Raw genomic sequence first — 21,732 nt, 5'->3', positions numbered from 1 at the left:
TCAGCCCTGCACCTCGGAGGGGTCCATCCACATGAACTCCCAGGTGTGGCCGTCCAGGTCGTCGAAGGCGCGGCCGTACATCGTGCCGTAGTCCTGGACCTTGCCGGCCGTGGCGCCGGCGGCGATCGCCTTGTCGACGATCTCGTCGACCTTCTCGCGGCTCTCCGCGCTCAGACACAGCAGCGCCTCACTGGTCTTCGTGGAGTCGGCGATCTCCTTCTCCGTGAAGTCCGCGTAGCGCTGCTTGCCGAGCATCATCGCGATGATGGTGTCGCTGATGACCACGCACGCGCAGTCGTCCGTGGAGAACCGCGGGTTGAGGGTGTAGCCGAGCTCCGTGAAGAACTTCTTCGTCGCGTCGACGTCGTTCACGGCGAGGTTCACGAAAATCATCTGCTGGTACATGGGGTGTCTCCCGGTGAGTGCGTGTGCGAGGGCGTGTGCCGTACGTGGGCGTGTGCCGTACGCGGGGTTAGACGCGTGTTCGACACGAAACTCATCGCTCACCGCGAGGTTTTTCCGTATTTCCGTACGCACTCCTCAACGTCCCAGCGGTAGCGCCGCCAGCTCCGCGACGACCCAGGTCAACGGGGCGAACACGGCGGTCAGCGTGCCCGCCCGCAGCGCCGCGGAGCCGCGGAGCATGGTCGCGGGCGCCCCGAGCCGCAGCAGCGCGGCGGTCGTGTGCGCGCGGGACTGCCGGGCCTCGACGGCGGCCGTGGCCAGCGTCAGCACGGCGCAGCCCGCGACGAGCAGTGTGCCCAGTGTGGTGAGCGGACCGATGCCGGGGCGCGGCCCCGCGTACAGCACCACCGAGGCGTACGCGCCCGAAGCCACCGCGCACAGCACGCCGAGCGGGCGGCCGATGCGCCGCGCCTCTTCCTGGAGGACGCGCCCGGCGAGCAGCCGCACCGCACCGGGCCGCGCGGCCTGGAGGACCCGGCCGCAGAGGTAGGTGAGGCCCGGCCCGGCGAGCGCGAGGCCGAGCGCGGTCAGGGCCCATCCGGCGAGGACACCCGCGGAGGCGCCACTGGCCCCGCCCGGCATCCTGAAACCGGCGCCCGGCCCGTTCCCCGGGCCGCTCGCGTACGTCTCCACGGCGAGCCCCGCCGCGAGCAGCGCGACGCCCCAGGGCAGACCGCTCGGCGCCGGGGCCGGAGCGTCCGGTTCCTCGGCGCTCTCGTCCTTGCCGGGGCGGGGCCGCAGCGCGGCGGCGCTCGCGGCCGAGGCGGCGACGGGGACCACGGCGAGCAGGGTCAGCGCGGCGGCGAGCGGCAACGGCCGGTCGGCGGCGAGCAGTCCGGCCGCGGCGCCGTCGAAGGGCAGCCCCGACAGGTCGCCGCGCAGGTGCAGGAAGAAGAGCAGCGCCAGCATGGAGCCGAGGGTGCAGGCCACCGCCGTGGAGATACCGGCGAGCACCATCAGGCGCCCGGGGCCGAGGCCCACCGCGGAGAGCCCGGGGCGGGGGCGGGTGCCGGGGTCGGTGCGCGCCACGGCGACGGCGAAGTACACGGTCGCGGCGACGGGCGCGACGCACCAGGCCAGGCGCAGCACGGAGCCGGCCCCGGGTGCCCCATCGCGTACGCCAGGGTGCACAGCAGCAGGAAACCGGTCCCCGCGGACGCGCCGGCGACGAGCAGCCGCCGCACCTGCACGAGCGGGTGCGCCCCACGGGCTAGACGGAGAGCGAGCACGCGGCCCGGCCTTCCGCTTCGGAGACACGGGGGCTGCCGCAGGTCCCGTCGGCTGCGCCACCGGGGGTGGCGGAAGTGGTGGGACCGACTGAGTCGTTCTCGCTACCTGCGGCGCCTGCGGCTTCTGGGGCCGGGGTCTCTGTGGAGGGGGATGGCTCGGGGGTGCGGGTGGTGTTGGGGGGAACCAGGGCCGCGGGGCCGGGGGTGCGGTTGGCGCCGGGCGAGGCGGTGGTCGCGGCATTGGGGGTGCTGGTGGGGGCGCCGGGGGGCGCCGAAGCCACGGTGCTGGGGGAGGCAGAGGGTGCGGGGCCGGGGGCGTCGGGGGAGGCAGACGTGGCGGAAGCCTCAACAGCACGCGCAGCCTCCGCGCTGTGGGAAGCGTCGGCAGTGCTCGAAGCGTCCGCAGGGTGTTCGGCGTCAGCGGGGCGCGGAGCGGTGGGGGCGCTCGAAGCGTCCGCAGGGTGTCTGGCGTCGGCGGGGCTCGACGCGTCGGCGGGGCACGGAGCGGTGGGGGCGCTCGAAGCGTTTGTGCGGCTCGGCGCTGCCGGAGTGCTCGTAGGGCTCGCGCTGCTTGAGGCTGCCGGGGTGTTCGAAGGGCTCGCGGGAGTCGGAGCTGCCGGAGTGCTCGTAGGGCTCGCGGTGCTTGAGGCTGCCGGGGTGTTCGAAGGGCTCGCGGGAGTCGGAGCTGCCGGGGTGCGCGGAGCGTTCGCGGTGCTTGAGGCTGCCGGGGTGTTCGAAGGGCTCGCGGGAGTCGGAGCTGCCGGGGTGCTTGGAGCGTTCGCGGTGCTTGAGGCTGCCGGGGTGCTCGAAGGGCTCGCGATGGTCGGAACGGCCGGGGTGCTCGAAGGGTTCGCGGGAGTCGGAGCTGCCGGGGTGTTGGTGGCGTGTGCGGGGCGTGGAGCCGCCGGGGTGTTCGTAGCGTTCACGGTGCTCGAAACCGTCGAGGTACGTGAAGCGTCCGCAGGAGTCGAAGCCGCTGAGGACCTTGCTTCGTCTGCGGGGCTCGGAGCCGCGGAGGTGCGTGCGGCGTCCGCGGTGCTTGAAGCTGCCGGGGTGCTTGGCGCTCGTGCGGCAGCCGGTGCTGTCGAGGTAGGCGAAGCGTCCGCGGGAGTTGAAGCTGCTGAGGAGCTCGTAGTGTTCGGGGGGCGCGGAGTAGGTGGGGTGCTCGTGGCGTTCGTGGTGTTTGAGGCTGGCGGGGGGCTTGAAGGACTCGCGGTGCTTGAAGCTGCCGAGGGGCTTGGAGGCTGTGCGGCAGCCGGTGCTGTCGAGGTAGGCGAAGCGTCCGCGGGAGTTGAAGCTGCTGAGGAGCTCGTAGTGTTCGCGGTGCTCGAAGCTGGCGGAGGGCTTGAAGGACTCGCGGTCCTCGAAGCCGCCCACGAGCTTGCGGCCTTCGCGCGCGCTGAAGGCTTCGCGGGAGCCGAAGCCCCGGAAGAGCTCGAAGCGCGTGCCCGGCGTGTGGCGCGTGCGGGGCTTGAAGCCGCCGAAGCGCTCGATCCCTTCGCGGCAGCCGAAGCCGCCGAGGAGCTTGAAGCCCGCGCTCGGCGCCAAGCCCGCTTGGGAGTGGCCTCTGCCGCCCTGGCGTCACCCTTGCCCCCGGACGACGCGGCCTCCGCCGCCCTGGCGTCACCCTCGCCCCCGGTCGACGAGGCCTCTGCCGCCTGCGCGGCTCTCTCGCTCCCGCACGACACAGCCTCCGCCGCCCCGGCGTCACCCCCGCCCCCACCCGACGCGCCCTTAACCGCCTCCGCCGCGCCCTCGCCCCCGGACGGCTCCTCCGCCCCCTCGGCCCTCACCGCCTCCACGCACCGAGCACCTTCACTCTCCCCCTCACCCGACGCACCCGACGCACCCGTCGCACCCGACTGCCAGGCCGGCCGTGGCCGGCGGCAGAGGCAGCGTGCTCACGCGGCGGCCGTCCAGTAGGGGGATCGTGCGGTCGGCGAGGGTGGCGAGGTCCGGGTCGTGCGTGGCCAGGACGACCGTGATGCCGTGCGAGCGGGCCGCGGTCATGAGCGTACGCAGTACATGCGCGCGGTCGGCGCGGTGCAGCGGCGCCGTGGGCTCGTCGGCGAAGATCACCGACGGCGTGGTGACCAGCGCGCGGGCGACGGCGACGCGCTGGCGCTCGGCCTGGAGGAGGGCGTGCGGGCGCTTGCCGGCGCACGCACCGACGTCGAGGCGCTCCAGCCACTCCTTCGCGGCGGGCTTGGCGACGCGGTGGGAGGCACCGCGCAGCATCAGCGGCAGGGCGACGTTCTCCCAGGCGGTGAGTTCGGGCACGAGGTGCGGCGCGGGGTCGATCCAGCCGAAGCGGTCGCGGCGCAGGCGTTCACGGACGAGCGGACCCATCCTGTGGACGGGGGTGCTGTTGAACCACACCTCGCCCCGCTGGGGAAGCAACTGGCCGGAGAGGCAGCGCAGGAGAGTCGTCTTGCCGCTGCCGCGCGGGCCGCTGACGGCGAGGACCTCACCCTCACGGACACCGAGCGAGACGCCGGTGAGGGCGGGGGAGCCGTTGTGTGTGACATGCAGTGCGCGTGCCCACAGCACGTCGTTGTCCGGCGGGGCCACCATGGCGTACACCTCGGTTCAGATCAGTTGCCTCCCCCATACGGGGGAACGAAGGCGGGGCCGATCGGTCACTGGGCACGCTAAGGATTCGGGCGGACCTGCCAGGAAAGGACGCGGCCCGGAGCCGCCCGTTCTCACTCGAACGGTCGCCTCCGGGCCGGTACTGATCAGACAATCACGCGCGGTCGCTGGTCCATCAGTGCGCGGATCGGATGCCGATCAGCGTCGATCAGAGCTTCGTCCACGCCTCCGTGAGCACCTGCCGCAGGATGCCCTCGATCTCGTCGAAGGTCTCCTGCGTGGAGATCAGCGGCGGGGCCAGCTGCACGACCGGGTCGCCGCGGTCGTCGGCACGGCAGTACAGGCCGTTGTCGTACAGCGCCTTGGAGAGGAAGCCGTACAGGACGCGCTCGGTCTCCTCGTCGTTGAACGTCTCCTTGGTGGCCTTGTCCTTCACCAGCTCGATGCCGTAGAAGAAGCCGTTGCCGCGGACGTCGCCGACGATCGGCAGGTCGAGCAGCTTGCTCAGGGTCTGGTGGAACGCGTCCTCGTTGTCGAGGACGTGCTGGTTCAGACCCTCCTTCTCGAAGAGGTCGAGGTTGGCGATGCCGACCGCGGCCGAGACCGGGTGGCCGCCGAAGGTGTAGCCGTGCAGGAAGGTGTTGTCACCCTTGTAGAACGGCTCGGCGATCTTGTCGGAGATGATGCACGCGCCGATCGGGGAGTAGCCCGAGGTCATGCCCTTGGCGCAGGTGATCATGTCCGGGACGTAGCCGAACTTGTCGCAGGCGAACATCGTGCCGAGACGGCCGAAGGCGCAGATGACCTCGTCCGAGACGAGCAGCACGTCGTACTTGTCGCAGATCTCGCGCACGCGCTGGAAGTACCCGGGCGGCGGCGGGAAGCAGCCGCCCGCGTTCTGCACCGGCTCCAGGAAGACGGCCGCGACCGTCTCCGGGCCCTCGAAGAGGATCTCCTGCTCGATCTGGTCGGCGGCCCAGCGGCCGAAGGCCACCGGGTCGTCGGCGTGGATCGAGGCGCGGTAGATGTTGGTGTTCGGCACCTTGTGCGCGCCGGGGACCAGCGGCTCGAAGGGGGCCTTGAGCGCCGGCAGGCCGGTGATGGACAGGGCGCCCTGCGGGGTGCCGTGGTAGGCCACCGCGCGGGATATGACCTTGTACTTGGTGTGGTTGCCGGTGAGCTTGTGGTACTGCTTCGCCAGCTTCCACGCGGTCTCGACGGCCTCGCCGCCACCGGTGGTGAAGAAGACCTTGTTGAGGTCGCCCGGCGCGTAGTCGGCGAGGCGCTCGGCCAGCTCGACGGCCTTCGGGTGGGCGTAGGACCAGACCGGGAAGAAGGCCAGCTCCTGCGCCTGCTTGTAGGCGGTCTCGGCGAGTTCGTGACGGCCGTGTCCTGCGTTGACGACGAAGAGGCCGGACAGGCCGTCCAGGTACTTCTTGCCCTTGTCGTCGTAGATGTAGGTGCCCTCGCCACGCACGATGGTGGGAACGGGCGCGTTCTCGTACGACGACATGCGGGTGAAGTGCATCCACAGGTGGTCGTAGGCGGTTTGGCTCAGGTCCTTGCTCACGGCTATCGGGTTCCCCACATATAGGTCTGCTTCTTGAGCTTGAGGTAGACGAAGCTCTCGGTGGAGCGCACGCCGGGGAGGGCGCGGATGCGCTTGTTGATGACGTCGAGCAGGTGGTCGTCGTCTTCACAGACGATCTCCACGAGGAGGTCGTGCGAGCCCGCGGTCATCACCACGTACTCGGCCTCCGGCATGGCGGCCACGGCGTCCGCGACCGGGTCCACATCGCCCTCGACGTTGATACCGACCATCGCCTGCCTGCGGAAGCCCACGGTGAGCGGGTCCGTGACGGCGACGATCTGCATCACGCCTTGGTCGAGCAGCTTCTGGACGCGCTGTCGCACGGCCGCCTCGGAGAGGCCCACGGCCTTGCCGATGGCGGCGTACGGACGGCGTCCGTCCTCCTGGAGCTGCTCGATGATCGCCAGAGAGACGGCGTCCACGGGAGGGGTGCCGTTCCCACTGCCGCTGCCGCCCGGATTGCCGGTGCGGGAGCTGCGGGGGTTACTGGGGTCTGCGCTGCGACTGGCCACGACCCCACTGTGCACGACGTCTCGTCACTTCCGCAAGGTCAGATCGATGAAATTCGTTGTCTGCGATGTCGATCGTCACGGATTTCGCAGTTCTGGGGCGCTGGGTATGTTGAAAGCGTCGGTATAGCGACTAGGGTGGGTGTCTCATCCACTGGACATCTGACTTGGAGGGCCGGAAGTGAGCACCGAGCTGCGCCGTCTGCGCAACTACATCAACGGAGAATTCCGGGACGCGGCCGACGGACGGACCACCGAGGTGATCAATCCGGCGACCGGCGAGGCGTACGCCACCGCGCCGCTGTCGGGCCAGGCCGACGTCGACGCCGCCATGAAGGCCGCCGCCGACGCGTTCCCCGCCTGGCGCGACCAGACGCCCGCCGAGCGGCAGAAGGCCCTGCTGAAGATCGCCGACGCGTTCGAGGAGCGGGCCGAGGAACTCATCGCCGCCGAGGTCGAGAACACGGGCAAGCCGATCGGACTCACGCGGTCCGAGGAGATCCCGCCCATGGTCGACCAGATCCGCTTCTTCGCGGGCGCGGCCCGGATGCTCGAAGGCCGCGCGGCCGGCGAGTACATGGAGGGTCTGACCTCCATCATCCGCCGCGAGCCGATCGGCGTCTGCGCGCAGGTCGCGCCGTGGAACTACCCCATGATGATGGGCGTCTGGAAGTTCGCCCCGGCGCTCGCGGCCGGTAACACGGTCGTGCTGAAGCCGTCGGACACCACCCCCGCCTCGACCGTCCTGATGGCCGAGATCATCGGCTCCATCGTGCCGCCCGGCGTCTTCAACGTCGTCACGGGCGACCGCGACACCGGCCGCATGATGGTCGAGCACAAGACCCCGGCGATGGCCTCCATCACCGGCTCCGTGCGCGCCGGCATGCAGGTCGCCGAGTCGGCCTCCAAGGACCTCAAGCGGGTCCACCTGGAGCTGGGTGGCAAGGCCCCGGTCGTCGTCTTCGAGGACACCGACATCGCGAAGGCCGTCGAGGACATCTCGACGGCGGGCTTCTTCAACGCGGGCCAGGACTGCACGGCCGCCACGCGCGTGCTCGTCCACGAGTCCATCCACGACGAGTTCGTGACGGCGCTGGCCAAGGCCGCCGCTGACACGAAGACCGGCCAGCCGGACGACGAGGACGTGCTCTACGGCCCGCTGAACAACGCCAACCAGCTGAATCAGGTCTCCGGCTTCATCGAGCGGCTGCCCGCGCACGCCAAGGTCGAGGCGGGCGGCCAGCGGGTCGGCGAGAAGGGCTACTTCTACGCCCCGACCGTCGTCTCGGGCCTCAAGCAGGACGACGAGATCATCCAGAACGAGGTCTTCGGCCCCGTCATCACCGTGCAGTCCTTCACGGACGAGGCGCAGGCCGTCGAGTACGCGAACGGCGTGGACTACGCGCTCGCCTCCTCGGTGTGGACCAAGGACCACGCGCGCGCGATGCGGATGTCCAAGGTGCTCGACTTCGGCTGCGTGTGGATCAACACGCACATCCCGCTGGTCGCGGAGATGCCGCACGGCGGGTTCAAGAAGTCGGGTTACGGCAAGGACCTCTCGTCGTACGGGTTCGACGACTACACCCGCATCAAGCACGTGATGACGTCCATCGAGGGCTAGTCGCCTCGGGCGGCGTGGGCGGTCCGGCCTGCTCGTCTGCCGGGTCGGTCGCCGTTCGCCTACGCGGGCCGTGGGGGTTGCTCGCGCAGTTCCCCGCGCCCCTGACGGGGCGCTCCCGCGGCGCCTTAATTCGTGTGACCGCGTCTCCGCCCCCGCGTACCGTTGCGTACGCGGGGGCGGCTCCGTGGTGTGCTTCCTTCTTTCTTCTTCTGCAAAAAGATTCGTAGCGCACCCACTTCCCGTCCCCGCTTTTCTCTGCACCACGGGGGTGGACCTGATGACGACGAGCACGACGACCGACGACCTCGCGGGGCTGCTCCTGCGCCGCCGACAGAGCGTGTACGTGCCTTCCGGTTCCGGGCGGTCCGCCGAGATTGACGCCGCCGTCGTCGTCCTCGAAGCCGAACTCGTCGACCGCGGGCACCTGTTGACCGCCCCGCTGCGCCGCGCCCTGACCGCGCTGACCCCGGCCGACCTCGCCGCGACCGGGCGGAAACTCCTCACCGACGTCGACGCCCTGATGGGCTCCGACCGGCGCCACGCGCCGCTGTTCGCGCGGTTCCCCGCCGAGACCGCGTACGAGCAAGCGTACGACCGCTACACCTCCGTCGTCGTCCAGTACCTCGCCGCCCAGCCGTACCAGCCGTGCATGAACTGCGCGGGCACCAAGGCTCCGGTCCGCGCGCTCACGCCCTGCGCGCACCTGCTGTGCGACGACTGCCGCGGCGAGAAGAAGGACCTCTGGGGCTGCTGTGACCAGTGCTGCGAGTGGTACGCCTGCCCGATCTGCGAGCAGCGTTACGAGGCGGACGGGCCCATCGACCCGTGGATCGACTCCGGCGCCGGCCTCGGCGGCGACGGCGGCCCCGTCCTGCGCGCCCTGCGCCTCGCCGAGCCCGGTGAGGCCGCCGCCGAACTCGCCGCCCTGCTCGCCCGCCGCACCCCGCTGAGCCCGCAGGACCACGACGACCTCGTCCTGCTCCTCGGGCACGCCGACCCGGCCGACGCCGCCGCCTGGCTGCCCCCGTCCATACCGCTGCGCGAGAGCAAGGCCCTCGCCCTCGCCCCGCTCCTGGACCTCCCGGAGACACGCGCACTCGTCGGGCGGTACGCGAACACCGCCACGGACGTGCTGCGCCTCCTTGTCGTACGCTCCAGCGGCGACCCCGACCTGCTCGAACTGCCGCGCCTGCGCGGTCTTCCGCGTCCCGTGCGCCGTGAACTCCTCGCCTTACTCGACCGGCTGGACTTCGCGCGCCTCGCCGAGGACATGGCCCGCCACCCGCGAGCGTGGAAGCGCGTCGGCGAGCTCCTGCACCCCTTCGAGGGCGCCCACCGGCACGCGCGCGTGGCGCTCGCCTTCGCCGTCCTGCGCGAGACTCGCCTCGACGACGGCCCGCTCAGCGAGGTGCTGCTCACCGAAGCCGCCCGGCACGACGGCGTCCGGCTCGCCGGAGACCGGCTGCGCGCCGTCACCTGGCAGAGCCGTGTCGAGGAGGCGCTCGGCCGCTGGGACACCACGGCCGCCGCCGGGCTCCTGCGCGCCCGCCCCGGTGAACTGCTGCGCCGCCTCGACCTGTTGCTGGCCCGCTCCGGCTCGGCGACCCTCCCGGAGCCGGTCGGCGAGGCGCTCGCGCACGCCTTGCCGCGCACCGCTCCCGGCCCGCTCCTCGGCGCGTACGGCCAACTGCGGATCCGCTCCGTGCCGTGGCACCGCCGCGTCTTCTTCCCGCGCGGCCGCGTCACCAAGGCGTACGCCGTCGAGGACCACCGCCCGCCGCTGCCCGCCCGCGTGGCGGGCCGTGCCACCGAGCTGATCGAGGCCGAGGCCGTCCGGCGCCTGGCCGCGCGCGAGGGGGAGCGGTACGACGTGGCCGTCCTGGACGCCTCGCTCACCGACCTGCCCGTGCCGTTCGCCGAGCGCGCGTCGGCGGCCTCGCTGGTCGCAATGGCGCGTGGCAGCTCGCTGCCCATGCCCGCGGACAGCGAGACCGTGCGGCTCTTCCTGCACTGGACGCAGCCCAAGGGCACCCGCGTCGACCTCGACCTGTCCGTCGTGCTCTACGACGACCTGTGGCGCTTCATCGGCCTGTGCGACTACACACACCTGGAGTACGCGGGCGGCGCCGCCCGGCACTCCGGCGACCTGACCTCGGCGCCCGCCCCGCACGGCGCCACCGAGTACCTGGACCTCGACCTGCCGCGGCTCGCGAGCACGGGGGTGCGGTTCGTCGTGCCGGCGGTCATCTCGTACAACGACGTGCCCTTCGACGAACTCCCGGACGCCTTCGCCGGGTTCATGGCGGTGCGGGGCAAGGAGCGGGCCGTCTACGACCCGCGGACCGTGCGGCAGCGCTTCGACCTCGGGGGTGACGCGAAGCTGCGCGTGCCGATGCTCGTCGACCTGCGGACGCGGCACGCGTGGTGGGCCGACGTCACACTCGCCACGACGGGCGTCGACCACGACGTGTGGCGCTACCGCAAGCAGATCGGCCGCCTGGGCAACGACCTGCTCGACACCTTCCAGCCGCGCGGCCGGACCACCCTGTGGGACCTGGCCTGCTGGACCGCCGCGGCCCGCACCGACGGCGAGGTGTATGTCCGCGGCCGCGGCCACGTCCTGTGGGGTTACCGCCGCGCGGCGGACGAACCGCGCGCCGACTTCGCGGTGCGCGTCCGCGACGGCTGGGAGCCGGACACGCTCCGGGCCGAGCCGGAGCTGACGGGCCGCCGTGCTCTCCTCGCCCTCCTGCACGGCGAGTTGGCGGGCGCGCAGGACGTCGCTTCCGGCACGGCGTACCGCCTCTACCCGGGCCCGGTCGACGCCGCGCCGCTGGAGCGGATCACGGCGGGCGACCTGGCGGCGTGGCTGGAGCCCGCCGGGTGAGCGGCGCGGTGATCGACAGGGTGTCGGGTCAGGCGCGCCCGGCTCGACGCAGCGTCCATTGCCCGGCGGGGGAGCGGGGGCGCATGCTGCCGGGTGTGCGAGCGAACCCCAGAGCCTCCTTCGTGTCCCGCCGTTCCCTGCTGCGCGCCCTGGGCGGCGGGGTGGCCGTCAGTACGCTCGCCGGGTGCGGAGTCCCCGCCGCGTACATCGCCCCGGACGAGCGGTCCGCCACCGACCGCTCGGCACGGGACAAGAAGCTGACGTTCGCCAACTGGCCCCTGTACATCGACACGGACGACAAGGACGAGACGAGGCGCCCCTCGTTGGAGGCCTTCGAGAAGCGGACCGGGATCGACGTCCGCTACACGGAGGAGATCAACGACAACGACGAGTTCTTCGGCAAGATCAGCCCGTCCCTGATGAACCACCAGGACACCGGCCGCGACCTCATCGTCATCAGCGACTGGATGTGCGCCCGCTTCGTACGCCTTGGCTGGGTGCAGGAGATGGACCGGTCGCGCCAGCCGAACGTCACCAAGCACCTGGACCCGCTGCTGCGTTCGCCGCACTTCGACCCGGGGCGGAAGTTCACCGTGCCGTGGCAGTCGGGCATCACCGGCATCGCGTACAACAAGCGGAAGGTCGGCCGGGAGATCAAGCAGGTGTCCGACCTGTGGGCCGACGATCTCAAGGGCCGAGTCACGCTGCTGTCCGGTCTCGACGAGGCGTTCGCGCTGCTGCTCCAGGGCGACGGCGTCGACATCACCAAGTGGCGGGCGGACGACTTCCACCGGATGTGCGACAGGGTCGAGAAGTTGGTGGACTCCCACCACATCCGCCGCTTCACCGGCAACGACTACATCAAGGACCTGTCCAGCGGCGACGTCCTGGCCTGCCAGGCCTACAGCGGTGACGTCATCCAACTCCAGGCGGACGACCCGGACATCGAGTTCGTGGTCCCCGAGGAGGGCGCGGAGCTGTGGGCCGAGTCCCTGATGATCCCCAACCTGGCCGGCCACAAGCGGAACGCCGAGCGGCTCATCGACCACTACTACGAGCCGGAGGTGGCGGCGGAGCTGGCCGCCTGGGTCAACTACGTCTGCCCCGTCCCCGCCGCCCGCGACGTCCTCGCCTCCGCCAAGGACAAGGAGCTCGCGGCCCTCGCCGAGGACCCGCTGATCTTCCCGGACGACGCGATGCGGGGCGGCTCGCCATCGCGCGCGACATCACGTCGAAGGAGCGGACGGAGCTCGCGAAGCGGTGGAACGCGTTGGCGGGGCTCTAGCCCCCTTAGACTGCGGGATGGGTACAGGAGTTCGTAAACCAGTCGACGCCGCATCGACTGCCCGCGCGCGACAGGAGAGGTACAGCACGATGGAGGACCGCGACGTCGTCGCACTCGACGACCCGGTGGGCGCTTCTCTCCGCGGTGCGCACGCACACCTCGGCCGCCGCGTCGGCCGGGCCGCCACGTACTCGCCGGACGTCGCGACCTTCTCCGCGGTGCCCGCCGACGCCGGTGCGGCGGAGTGGGCCGACCTCGCGCGGCTGCTCGGTCCGGACGCGTTCGCCGACATGTTCAGCTGCCCGGCGATCCCGCCGTCGGACTGGGAACCGGTCTTCGTCCTCGAAGGCCGGCAGATGATCTGGCCCGGCAGCGGCCGCCCCGGCCCGCCGGACGCCGAGGCCGACACCGGCGTGGTCGAACTGGGCGCCGACGACGTGCCCGAGATGCTCGACCTCGTCGAGCGGACCCGCCCGGGACCGTTCTGGCCGCGCACCCACGAACTCGGCGCCTACCTCGGCATCCGTGACCAGGGCACGCTGGTGGCGATGGCGGGCGAACGGCTCCGTCCGCCGGGCTGGACGGAGATCAGCGCGGTCTGCACCGCCCCCGAGGCACGGGGGCAGGGCCATGCCGCGCGCCTGGTGAGCGCGCTCGTCGCGCGCGTCGTGGCGCGGGACGAGCGGCCCTTCCTGCACGTGGCCGAGGCGAACACCGCCGCCATCGCCCTCTACGAACGGCTCGGCTTCAAGACCCGCAAGGACGTGACGTTCCGGGGGTTCCGTACGCCTTGATCGTCCAGCCGGGTCGCTCCGCGCGCAGTGGGATCGTCGATGCTCGGCAGGCGTTCAGCGGTTTCCCCGTTCCACTCGGACGCCATCGTGAGGAGTTCAGTCCTCCCAGAACGGACGGCCGACGCGGATCCGGATCTGTCTGTCCCGGTCGACATGGACCGACACGCTCCCTTCCGCGAATTCCCCCACTTCGGGCAGAGGGGCCGGGGGGCCCGGGGTATTGAGGGTGTTGTCGGGGTTGTAGGACACGACGTCGATGAAGCCGTTGACTTCGCTGTACAGCTCCCATCCTGGTGATCCCGGGGGCGCCGGGGATCGTCGGTGCGGAGGATGCCGCCCCTCTGCCGACTCAGGGTCGGCACGCGCTCAAGCCCCCTTGCGCACCGGGGCGTTGACCGGGATGTCCCCTAGGTGATCCGAGCCGATGAGCTGCGCCATGGACTCCGCCGCGCGTACGGCGGCGTCCGCACAGCAGTTGTTGAACAGGACGTGGACCTCGTCGGCCCGCTCGGCCATGGAGCGCACGCGCGGGAGCCACTCGGCCAGTTCGGCCGTGGCGTAGACGTGGCGGAACCGGTCCTCCTTGGACCCCGTGCCCCACGCGGCACTGCGCCCGTGGAAGCGGATCACCGCGTGCCGCGCCACGCTGACCGGCGCCACCGGAGGCATGGAGTGCGGCAGCCCCTGCACCGTGTCGACCGCCACCGCGGCCATGCCCAGGTCGGACAGGAGGGCGGTGGTGCGGTCCCGTTCGCCCTCCCGCCACCAGTCGGGGTGCCGGAACTCCACGGCCACCGGCCAGCCCGCGGCCCGCCGCGCGCTCTCGGCGAGGGCCTTCTCCGCGCGGGGGCCGGGGGACAGCCACGGCGGGAACTGGAACAGCAGGGTCCCCAACCGGTCCGCCTGGCGCAACGGTTCGAGCGCCGCGCTGAAACGCTGCCACACGGCGTCCAGCAGCTCGGGGCCGACCGGTTCGCCCCGCAGGTCCGCGGGGAGCGCGGCCTGCCGGGTGGGGTGGCCGGTCAGCAGGGAGAACGCCTTCACGTCGAAGCGGAAACCGTCCGGCGTACGGTCCGCCCACAGCCGGGCATTGCGGTCGCTCGGCAGCGCGTAATACGTCGAGTCGACCTCCACCACGGGGAAGCGGTCGGCGTAGTGCCGCAGGCGCCCCTCCGCGTCCTTGCTGCCCCGCGGATACCAGCCGCTGGCTATCAGCGCGCGATCCGTCCACGAACAGGTCCCCACCAGAATCTCGCTCATCCGGTACGGGTACCCCGATGGCCCCGAGGGATCAGGGGCTGCGCACCTGGCTCAGGAGGTGCGCACCTGGCTCAGGGTGTGTGCACCTGGGTCAGGGTGTGCGCAGTGCCGCCAGGACGTCGATGCGGTTGGTGGTGATGGCGTCGGCGCCCGCGTCGATCAGGCGGCGCATCGAGCGGCGCGTGTCGGGTGTCCACGCCGAGATGAGGAAGCCCTCGCGGTGCACGTGGCGGGCCAGTTCGCGGTCGACCAGCGGGAAGCGGTAGTTGAGCCAGCGCGGCTTCACCGCGTCGAGCAGGACGCGGCGGGGCGGCGCCAGGGTCGTCCAGGTCAGGGCGATCTCGGCGGCGGGATCGGCCTCCCGCACGGCGAGCATGGTCCGCGGGCCCGCGCAGTAGTACGTGCGCTCGGCCGCCCCGCAGTCGGCGATGACCCCGACGACCGTGCGCACGGCCTCGTACGAGGCGCCCGGCAGATCGATCATGAGCCGGTGCCCCGCCGTGGCGGCGATGGCCGCCTCCAGCGTCGGCACGGCTCCCTCGGTGAGACCGTCCAGCTCGGCGGAGGACAGGACGCTGAGCGGCCGGTCGTACCCCCACAGGCGCTTGAGCGTGGAGTCGTGCAGCAGTACGGGTACTCCGTCGCTGCTCAGGCGGACGTCGATCTCCACCGCGTCCGCGCCCCGTTCCAGCGCGGAGCGCAGGGACGGGAGGGTGTTCTCGCGGAAGCGATAGGGATCGCCTCGGTGGGCCACGGCTGTCACGGTGCGCATGGCCCCATTGTGGTGCCGGGTCAGGGGGCGAGCCACGTCTCCGTGTACGTGTCGATCTCGGCGGCGATCCGGGCCTTGCCGGCCGGGTCGAGGAAGGACGCCTCCACGGCGTTCTTCGCGAGGGCGGCGATGCCGCGCTCATCGAGGCCCAGGAGGCGGGCGGCGACCGCGTATTCGCTGTTCAGGTCGGTGCCGAACATCGGCGGGTCGTCGGAGTTGATCGTGACCACGACCCCCGCCTCGACGAACTGCCTGATGGGGTGCTCATCGAGGGTGCGCACCGCGCGTGTCGCGATGTTCGAGGTCGGGCAGACCTCCAGCGGGATGCGGTGCTCGGCGAGGTGGGCGAGCAGCTTCGGGTCCTGGGCGGAGGTGGTGCCGTGGCCGATGCGTTCGGCGCCGAGGTGGACCAAGGCGTCCCAGACCGTCTCGGGGCCGGTGGTCTCGCCCGCGTGCGGCACGGAGTGCAGGCCGGCCGCGATGGCCTGGTCGAAGTAGGGCTTGAACTGCGGGCGCGGCACGCCGATCTCGGGGCCGCCGAGGCCGAAGGAGACGAGACCCTCGGGGCGCAGCTTCTCGCTGGTGGCGAGCCGGAGCGTCTCCTCTGCCGACACGATCCCGGCCTCGCCCGGGATGTCGAAGCACCAGCGCAGTACGGTGCCGAACTCGTCCTCCGCGGCCTTGCGGGCGTCCTCGATGGCGTCCATGAAGGCACGGTCGTCGATGCCGCGGCGCACCGAGGAGTACGGGGTGAGGGTCAGCTCGGCGTAGCGGACGTTCTGCCGCGCCATGTCGCGGGCCACCTCGTAGGTGAGCAGCCGTACGTCTTCCGGGGTGCGGATCAGGTCCACGACGGAGAGGTAGACCTGGATGAAGTGCGCGAAGTCCGTGAACGTGAAGTAGTCGGCGAGCGCCTCGGGGTCCGTCGGCACGGAGGAGTCGGGGTGGCGGGCGGCCAGCTCGGAGACGATGCGGGGGGAGGCCGAGCCCACGTGGTGCACGTGCAGTTCCGCCTTGGGCAGTCCGGCGATGAAGGCGTGCGGGTCTGCTGCGGCTGTTGTGTCGGTCGTGGCTGCGGTGTGCTGCTCGGTCACGGTTTCCTCCCCAGGAACGGACTTGATCGGCTGATCGGTGGGTCGGAGCCATCGTAGGCGGCGGGCCGAGGAGCCGGTCGAAGCGTCGATCGAAGCGCCGGTCGTCGCGTTCAAAGCGTGGGCCGTAGCATGACGGAACGTATGAAAGAGGGTGACCGTCGTGACCGCCATACCTCCCCACCCCGAGGACGACACCGCACCGGAGGAACGGGACCCGTGGGCCCCACCGCCGGAGGACACGAGGCGGCCGACCAAGCGCCGCCGGTGGGCTTCGCGCGGGGCGGGGTCGGAGGGGTCGGTGGGTTCGGTAGGTCCGACAGGTTCGACAGGTATGGCGGATCCGGAGGGTATGAAGGGCCCGGCAGGCCCGGCGGATTCCGAAAGCCCGGCGGGTCGGATGGCTCCTGCTGCTCCTGCTGCCCCTGCTGCTCCGGTGGGTCCGGCTGCTCCGGCAGGCCCGGCGAATTGGATGGCTCCGGCGGCTCCGGCGGATCCGGCAGGCCCGGGGAGTCCGATGGACCCGGCGGCTCCGGCGGGCCGGATGCGCTTCACGGCGTCGGCCGGGCCGGTAGGCTTCGCGGCTCCTTCCGGGGCCGGGGCCGGGGTCGGGGCTGGTCCTGCGGTTCCTCCCGGAGGGCCTGGCGTGCCGTCGGCTTCGCCCCCGGCGGCCTGGGTGTCGGGCGCCGCCGGTAATCCCTTCGCGGCTCCTGGGGAACCGGTGCCTCCGCCTCCGTTGTCGCCGGACGGGCCGGGTCAGCTGCCTTACACGTACGAGGGTTACGGGGCGCACGGCGGCTACCCCGGGCACGGGCACTCTGGTTACGCCTATGCCCCGGCGTATCAGGGGTATCCGGGGTACCCCGGATACGCCGGTCAGGGGAACCCCGGATACGCGGGTCAGGGGTACCCCGGATACGGCTGGCCCGCCATGCCGGTGGCGCCCGCGAACGGCATCGGCGTCGCCGGACTGGTCCTCGGGATCATCGCGGCCGCCGGGTTCTGCCTGTGGCCGCTGGCGATCGTGCTCGGCATCCTCGCGGTGATCTTCGGCGCCGTGGGGCGCGGGAAGGCGCGCCGTGGCGAGGCGACGAACGGGGGGCAGGCCCTGGCGGGGATCATCTGCGGGGTGGTCGGCATCGCGCTGGGCGCGGCGCTGCTGGTGATCACCATCGTGATGGCGGACGAGGAGACGGACACGCGCTCCCTGGAGCCCCCGGCCCGCGTGACGACAACGGCCGCCACCCCCAGCTGAGACCGCCCCGGTGGTCATTGGCCCGCGTGACGACAACGGCCGCCACCCCCGGCTGAGGCCGCCGCCGGTGGTCACTGGCCCACGTGACGACAACGACCACCGCCCCGGGCTGAGGCCGCCGCCGGCTGCGCCCGGTCGCCCCTGGTGGCCGTCGGCCCGCGTGGCAACGGCCGCCACCCCCAGCTGAGACCGCCCCGGTGGTCACTGGCCCACGTGACGACAACGACCACCGCCCCCGGCTGAGGCCGCCCCCGGCAGCCCTCGATCGCCCCCGGTGGCCGTCGGCCCGCGTGGCGACGGCCGCCACCCCCGGCTGAGGCCGCCGCCGGTGGTCACTGGCCCGCGTGACGACAACGGCCACCGCCCCGGGCTGAGGCCGCCGCCGGCTGCGCCCGGTCGCCCCTGGTGGCCGTCGGCCCGCGTGGCAACGGCCGCCACCCCCAGCTGAGACCGCCCCCGGCAGCCCCCGGCCCGCGCCACGACAACGGCCGCTGACCCCGGCTGAGGCCGCCCCCGGCCGAGACCGCCCCGCCCGAGCGCGCGGCCGCGGTCAGCGCCTCGCCACCCCCGCGACTGCCCGGCTCACCCCTCCAATCGACCCCGCGCCCCCATCAACGCGAAGCCCAGGAGATTCGGGCCCCGCCACTTCTCCGGGTCCTGGATCCGGGGGTCGTCGGCCGTGAGGCCGACACCCCAGACCCGGTCCTGCGGGCTCGCCTCCACCAGCACCCGCGCCCCCGTGCCCAGCAGAAAATCCCGCAGGGCCGGGTCCGAGGTGAACTTGTGGACGCTGCCGGTGACCACGATCCCGAACCGCTCCCGCGCCCATCTCGCCTCGTCGAAGCCCCGCACCAGACGCCCCGCGTTCTTCGCCTCGGCCGGTGTCCGCGCCGCGAGGACCGCGCGCTCGGCGTCCGCGTCGTCGAAGAGGCGGGCCTTGGCCGCCATCATCCAGTGCTCCGCGGTCGCGTATGTGACGCCGTCCACGGTGAACGGCGAGGGCCACCACTGGCTCAGACAGCTCGCGCCCAGCGTGCCGTCACGCCGCGGGGTGTGCCCCCAGAAGTGCAGATACTTCACCCGCTGTCCCGCGCGCACCGCGCCGACCAGCGCCTCCACCGAGTCGATCTCCCCCTCGGGCTCCCTCTCGGTCTCTCCCTCGGTCTTCCCGTCGATCTCCGTCTCCCTGTCGATGTCGATCTTCGTCATGCACGCGAGTCTGGCACGCACCACTGACACTCCGTCCTGGGTTTTCCGGGACGACTCGACACCTGGTCGACAGATTCCGTCGCGTAACCAAAAGGCAACAACGGAATCACTTGTTGGACCTGTAGTGCTCTGTCAGGATCGGCACTCAAATCGATCTGGAGCTACGCCGGCCTCCGCGGGACGGGGCGGGTGGCGGAGGAGAGCGTCATGCACAACTTCCAGGCGCAGGACCATTTCGCGGACGGCGCGCAGTACATCGCCGGGCGCCTGACCAAGGGGACCTCCGGCCGGAACCACACAGTCGTGGACCCCGCCACCGCCGACGAGGTCTACTCGTACGAACTCGCCGGAAGGGACGACGTCGACGCCGCCGTCGCGGCCGCCGCCGAGGCGTTCCCCGGCTGGGCCGGTGCCACCCCGGGTGAGCGCTCCGACGCCATGCACCGCTTCGCCGGCGTACTGGCCGAGCGTGCCGAGGAGTTCGCGCGGGCCGAGTCGTTGCAGTGCGGCAAGCCGATCAAGCTCAGCCTGGAGTTCGACGTGCCCGGCACCGTCGACAACACCGCCTTCTTCGCGGGCGCCGCCCGGCACCTCCAGGGCCAGTCGGCCGGTGAGTACACCGGGGACCACACCTCGTACGTACGCCGTGAGCCCATCGGTGTCGTCGGGTCCATCGCGCCCTGGAACTACCCCCTCCAGATGGCCGCCTGGAAGGTGCTCCCGGCGATCGCGGCCGGCAACACCATCGTCCTCAAGCCCGCCGAGCTGACCCCCTTCACCTCCCTGCTCTTCGCACAGGCCGCCACCGAGGCCGGTATCCCGGACGGCGTCGTCAACATCGTCTCCGGCGCGGGCCGGGACGCGGGTGAGCATCTCGTCGGGCACCCGGACGTCGCGATGACCTCCTTCACCGGGTCCACCGGCGTCGGCAAGCGCGTCGCCGAGATCGCCACCGCCACCGTCAAGCGGCTCCACCTGGAGCTCGGCGGCAAGGCGCCCTTCGTGGTCTTCGACGACGCCGACCTCGACGCCGCCGTGCACGGCGCGGTCGCCGGAGCGCTCATCAACTCCGGGCAGGACTGCACGGCCGCCACGCGCGCGTACGTCCAGCGTCCGCTGTACGACGCCTTCGTGCAGGGCGTCGCCGACCTCATGGAGAGCGTGCGGCTCGGCGACCCGTTCGACGCGAGCACCGACATGGGGCCGCTCATCTCGCACGTCCACCGTGACCGCGTCGCCGGTTTCGTCGACCGGGCACGCTCCTACGCGCGCGTGGTGACCGGCGGCGAGGCGCTCACGCACCCGGGCGCCTTCTACAAGCCCACCCTCATCACGGACGCGGCGCAGGACAGCGAGATCGTGCAGTCCGAGATCTTCGGGCCCGTGCTCGTCGTCCTGCCCTTCGACAGCGACGACGAGGGCATCCGGCTCGCCAACGACACCCCCTACGGACTCGCCGCCTCCGCCTGGAGCCGCGACGTGTTCCGCGCCAACCGCGCGACCCGCGAGATCAAGGCCGGGTGCGTGTGGGTCAACGACCACATCCCGATCCTCAGCGAGATGCCGCACGGCGGCTACAAGGCGTCGGGCTACGGAAAGGACATGTCCACGTACTCTTTCGAGGAATACACGCAGGTCAAGCACGTCATGTTCGACAACACCGCGGTGGTCCGCAAGTACTGGCACCGCACGATCTTCGGGGACCGGTAGGCACGTGGCCGCGTAGCCGGCCACGTCGCCACGTCGTCACAGGCCGCCCGACCAGCGGCCGCCTTCCTCCCGAAAGGGCAACCACGCGCATGGAGCAGTACGAGCCCGACCCGCTGTCCCCGGCCCAACTGGCGGCCATGCACCGCAGTCTGCGGAGCGGCAGGGGATCTCTGACCCGCCGTTCCCTGCTGCGTGCTTCCACCGGCGGCGCGCTCGCCGTCGGTGGACTCGGTGCCCTGAGCGCCTGCGGCATCCCCGCGGCCGGCAAGAGCCAGGGCGAGGTCTCGTCCGACGACCACTCGGCCAAGGAGAAGCGGATCACCTTCTCCAACTGGACCGAGTACATGGACGTCGACGAGAAGGACGAGAACAGGCGGCCGACCCTGGAGGCGTTCACGAAACGTACCGGGATCAGCGTCAAGTACACCGAGGACATCAACGACAACGTCGAGTTCTTCGGGAAGATCAAGCCGCAGCTCGCCGCGGGCCAGGAGACCGGACGCGACCTCATCTGCGTCACGGACTGGCTCGCCGCACGGCTGATCCGTTTCGGGTGGGTCCAGAAACTGGACCCGGCCAACCTGCCGCACGCGTACACCAACCTGTCGACCCAGTTCCGCGACCCCGACTGGGACCCGGGCCGGGCCTACTCGTACCCCTGGACCGGCATCTCCACCGTCATCGCGTACAACAAGAAGGCGACCGGCGGGAAGAAGATCACCTCGGTGTCGCAGCTCCTTGAGGACCCCAAGCTGAAGGGCCGGGTCGGGTTCCTCTCCGAGATGCGCGACACCGTCGGCATGACGCTCATCGACATGGGCAAGGACCCCGGGGACTTCACCGACGACGACTTCGACGCGGCCATCGCCCGCCTCCAGAAGGCCGTCGACAGGAAGCAGGTCCGCCGCTTCACCGGCAACGACTACACCTCGGACCTCGCCAAGGGCGACATCGCCGCCTGCCTCGGCTGGGCCGGCGACATCGTGCAGTTGCAGGCCGACAACCCGGACATCGACTTCCACATCCCGGACCAGGGCTACATCACGTCCACGGACAACCTGCTGGTCCCCAACAAGGCACGGCACAAGAGCAACGCCGAGCGCCTCATCGACTACTACTACGAGCCGGAGCCCGCGGCGCGCCTCGCTGCGTACATCAACTACGTGTGTCCGGCGGACGGGGTGCGGGGCGAGCTCGCGAAGATCGACAAGGACGCGGCGTCGAACCCGTTGATCATCCCCGACAAGGAGATGAAGGAGAAGTCACGCGCGTTCCGGTCGCTGACACCGAAGGAAGAGACCGCGTACGAAGAGAAGTTCGCGAAGCTGACCGGCGTGTAGCGCGGTGCCGCCGCGCTGGGCTGCGGCCACTAGAAGCTGCGGGTCCGTTGTGGCTGGTCGCGCAGTTCCCCGCGCCCCTTTCAGGGGCGCCTCCGTTCCCCCTCTACTTCTCCTGGACCCAC

The 21,732-nt window shown here is 71.4% G+C and carries 15 protein-coding genes and 2 pseudogenes; 7 read left to right on the top strand and 10 right to left on the bottom strand.

All coding sequences use genetic code 11. The features are described 5' to 3' along the window. From ACOBQB_RS09250 to ACOBQB_RS09225, 6 genes and pseudogenes are all read right to left on the bottom strand, one after another. Positions 1–405, bottom strand: coding sequence for a VOC family protein (locus ACOBQB_RS09250; protein ID WP_423590270.1), 405 nt, complete (start codon positions 403–405; stop codon positions 1–3). 135 nt (positions 406–540) lie between these two features. Beyond that, a pseudogene (locus tag ACOBQB_RS09245) lies at positions 541–1,694 on the bottom strand (hypothetical protein). A gap of 417 nt (positions 1,695–2,111) precedes the next feature. After that, positions 2,112–3,242, bottom strand: a complete 1,131-nt coding sequence (locus ACOBQB_RS09240; RefSeq protein WP_423590269.1) for a hypothetical protein — start codon at positions 3,240–3,242, stop codon at positions 2,112–2,114. A 279-nt stretch (positions 3,243–3,521) separates the two neighbouring features. Beyond that, a complete protein-coding gene (locus ACOBQB_RS09235; RefSeq protein WP_423590267.1) occupies positions 3,522–4,268 on the bottom strand; it encodes an ABC transporter ATP-binding protein in 747 nt (248 codons plus the stop codon). Positions 4,269–4,494: 226 nt separating this feature from the next. Then, positions 4,495–5,874, bottom strand: coding sequence for an aspartate aminotransferase family protein (locus tag ACOBQB_RS09230; RefSeq protein ID WP_423590265.1), 1,380 nt, complete (start codon positions 5,872–5,874; stop codon positions 4,495–4,497). Next, positions 5,859–6,404, bottom strand: a complete 546-nt coding sequence (locus ACOBQB_RS09225; protein WP_423590263.1) for an Lrp/AsnC family transcriptional regulator — start codon at positions 6,402–6,404, stop codon at positions 5,859–5,861. The genes ACOBQB_RS09230 and ACOBQB_RS09225 overlap by 16 nt, the downstream gene beginning before the upstream one ends. 163 nt (positions 6,405–6,567) lie before the next feature. Between ACOBQB_RS09225 and ACOBQB_RS09220 the strand changes: the two genes are divergently transcribed. The 4 genes and pseudogenes from ACOBQB_RS09220 (at position 6,568) to ACOBQB_RS09205 (ending at position 12,973) form a co-directional block, all read left to right on the top strand. Beyond that, the gene (locus tag ACOBQB_RS09220) at positions 6,568–8,007 is read left to right on the top strand and encodes a gamma-aminobutyraldehyde dehydrogenase (RefSeq protein ID WP_423590262.1); all 1,440 of its coding nucleotides are present in this window, start codon (positions 6,568–6,570) and stop codon (positions 8,005–8,007) included. Between the two features lie 277 nt (positions 8,008–8,284). Further along, positions 8,285–10,894 (top strand): MXAN_6230/SCO0854 family RING domain-containing protein, encoded by a 2,610-nt coding sequence (locus ACOBQB_RS09215; protein ID WP_423590260.1) that lies wholly within the window; start codon positions 8,285–8,287, stop codon positions 10,892–10,894. Between the two features lie 83 nt (positions 10,895–10,977). Then, a pseudogene (locus ACOBQB_RS09210) lies at positions 10,978–12,179 on the top strand (ABC transporter substrate-binding protein). 89 nt (positions 12,180–12,268) lie between these two features. Beyond that, the gene (locus ACOBQB_RS09205) at positions 12,269–12,973 is read left to right on the top strand and encodes a GNAT family N-acetyltransferase (protein WP_423590258.1); all 705 of its coding nucleotides are present in this window, start codon (positions 12,269–12,271) and stop codon (positions 12,971–12,973) included. Positions 12,974–13,339: 366 nt separating this feature from the next. Here ACOBQB_RS09205 and ACOBQB_RS09200 read toward each other — a convergent pair whose 3' ends face one another. The 3 genes from ACOBQB_RS09200 to ACOBQB_RS09190 all read right to left on the bottom strand — a co-directional run bounded on the left by ACOBQB_RS09200 (position 13,340) and on the right by ACOBQB_RS09190 (position 16,099). Next, a complete protein-coding gene (locus ACOBQB_RS09200) occupies positions 13,340–14,233 on the bottom strand; it encodes a DUF72 domain-containing protein (protein ID WP_423590256.1) in 894 nt (297 codons plus the stop codon). A gap of 91 nt (positions 14,234–14,324) precedes the next feature. After that, positions 14,325–15,005, bottom strand: coding sequence for a glycerophosphodiester phosphodiesterase (locus ACOBQB_RS09195; protein WP_423590255.1), 681 nt, complete (start codon positions 15,003–15,005; stop codon positions 14,325–14,327). A gap of 20 nt (positions 15,006–15,025) precedes the next feature. Next, positions 15,026–16,099 carry an adenosine deaminase gene (locus ACOBQB_RS09190; protein WP_423590253.1) on the bottom strand — a complete coding sequence of 358 codons (1,074 nt, stop codon included), beginning with the start codon at positions 16,097–16,099 and terminating at the stop codon, positions 15,026–15,028. 718 nt (positions 16,100–16,817) lie between these two features. Between ACOBQB_RS09190 and ACOBQB_RS09185 the strand changes: the two genes are divergently transcribed. Beyond that, a complete protein-coding gene (locus ACOBQB_RS09185) occupies positions 16,818–17,351 on the top strand; it encodes a DUF4190 domain-containing protein (RefSeq protein ID WP_423590251.1) in 534 nt (177 codons plus the stop codon). A gap of 582 nt (positions 17,352–17,933) precedes the next feature. Here the strand turns inward: ACOBQB_RS09185 and ACOBQB_RS09180 are convergent. After that, entirely contained in the window at positions 17,934–18,560 is a 627-nt protein-coding gene (locus ACOBQB_RS09180; protein ID WP_423590249.1) for an NADAR family protein, read from the bottom strand. Positions 18,561–18,767: 207 nt separating this feature from the next. On the opposite strand from ACOBQB_RS09180, the gene ACOBQB_RS09175 reads away from it, so the two are divergent. Continuing rightward, the gene (locus tag ACOBQB_RS09175) at positions 18,768–20,270 is read left to right on the top strand and encodes a gamma-aminobutyraldehyde dehydrogenase (protein ID WP_423590247.1); all 1,503 of its coding nucleotides are present in this window, start codon (positions 18,768–18,770) and stop codon (positions 20,268–20,270) included. A gap of 89 nt (positions 20,271–20,359) precedes the next feature. Continuing rightward, on the top strand, positions 20,360–21,610 hold the full coding sequence (locus ACOBQB_RS09170) for a polyamine ABC transporter substrate-binding protein (RefSeq protein ID WP_423590245.1): 1,251 nt from the start codon (positions 20,360–20,362) through the stop codon (positions 21,608–21,610). Positions 21,611–21,732: the final 122 nt, after the last annotated feature.

This window comes from Streptomyces sp. G5(2025), assembly GCF_049542075.1.
Taxonomy (GTDB): Bacteria; Actinomycetota; Actinomycetes; order Streptomycetales; family Streptomycetaceae; genus Streptomyces.
The sequence above is the reverse complement of the archived record's forward strand: the minus strand, read 5'-3'. Positions and strand labels throughout refer to the sequence as shown.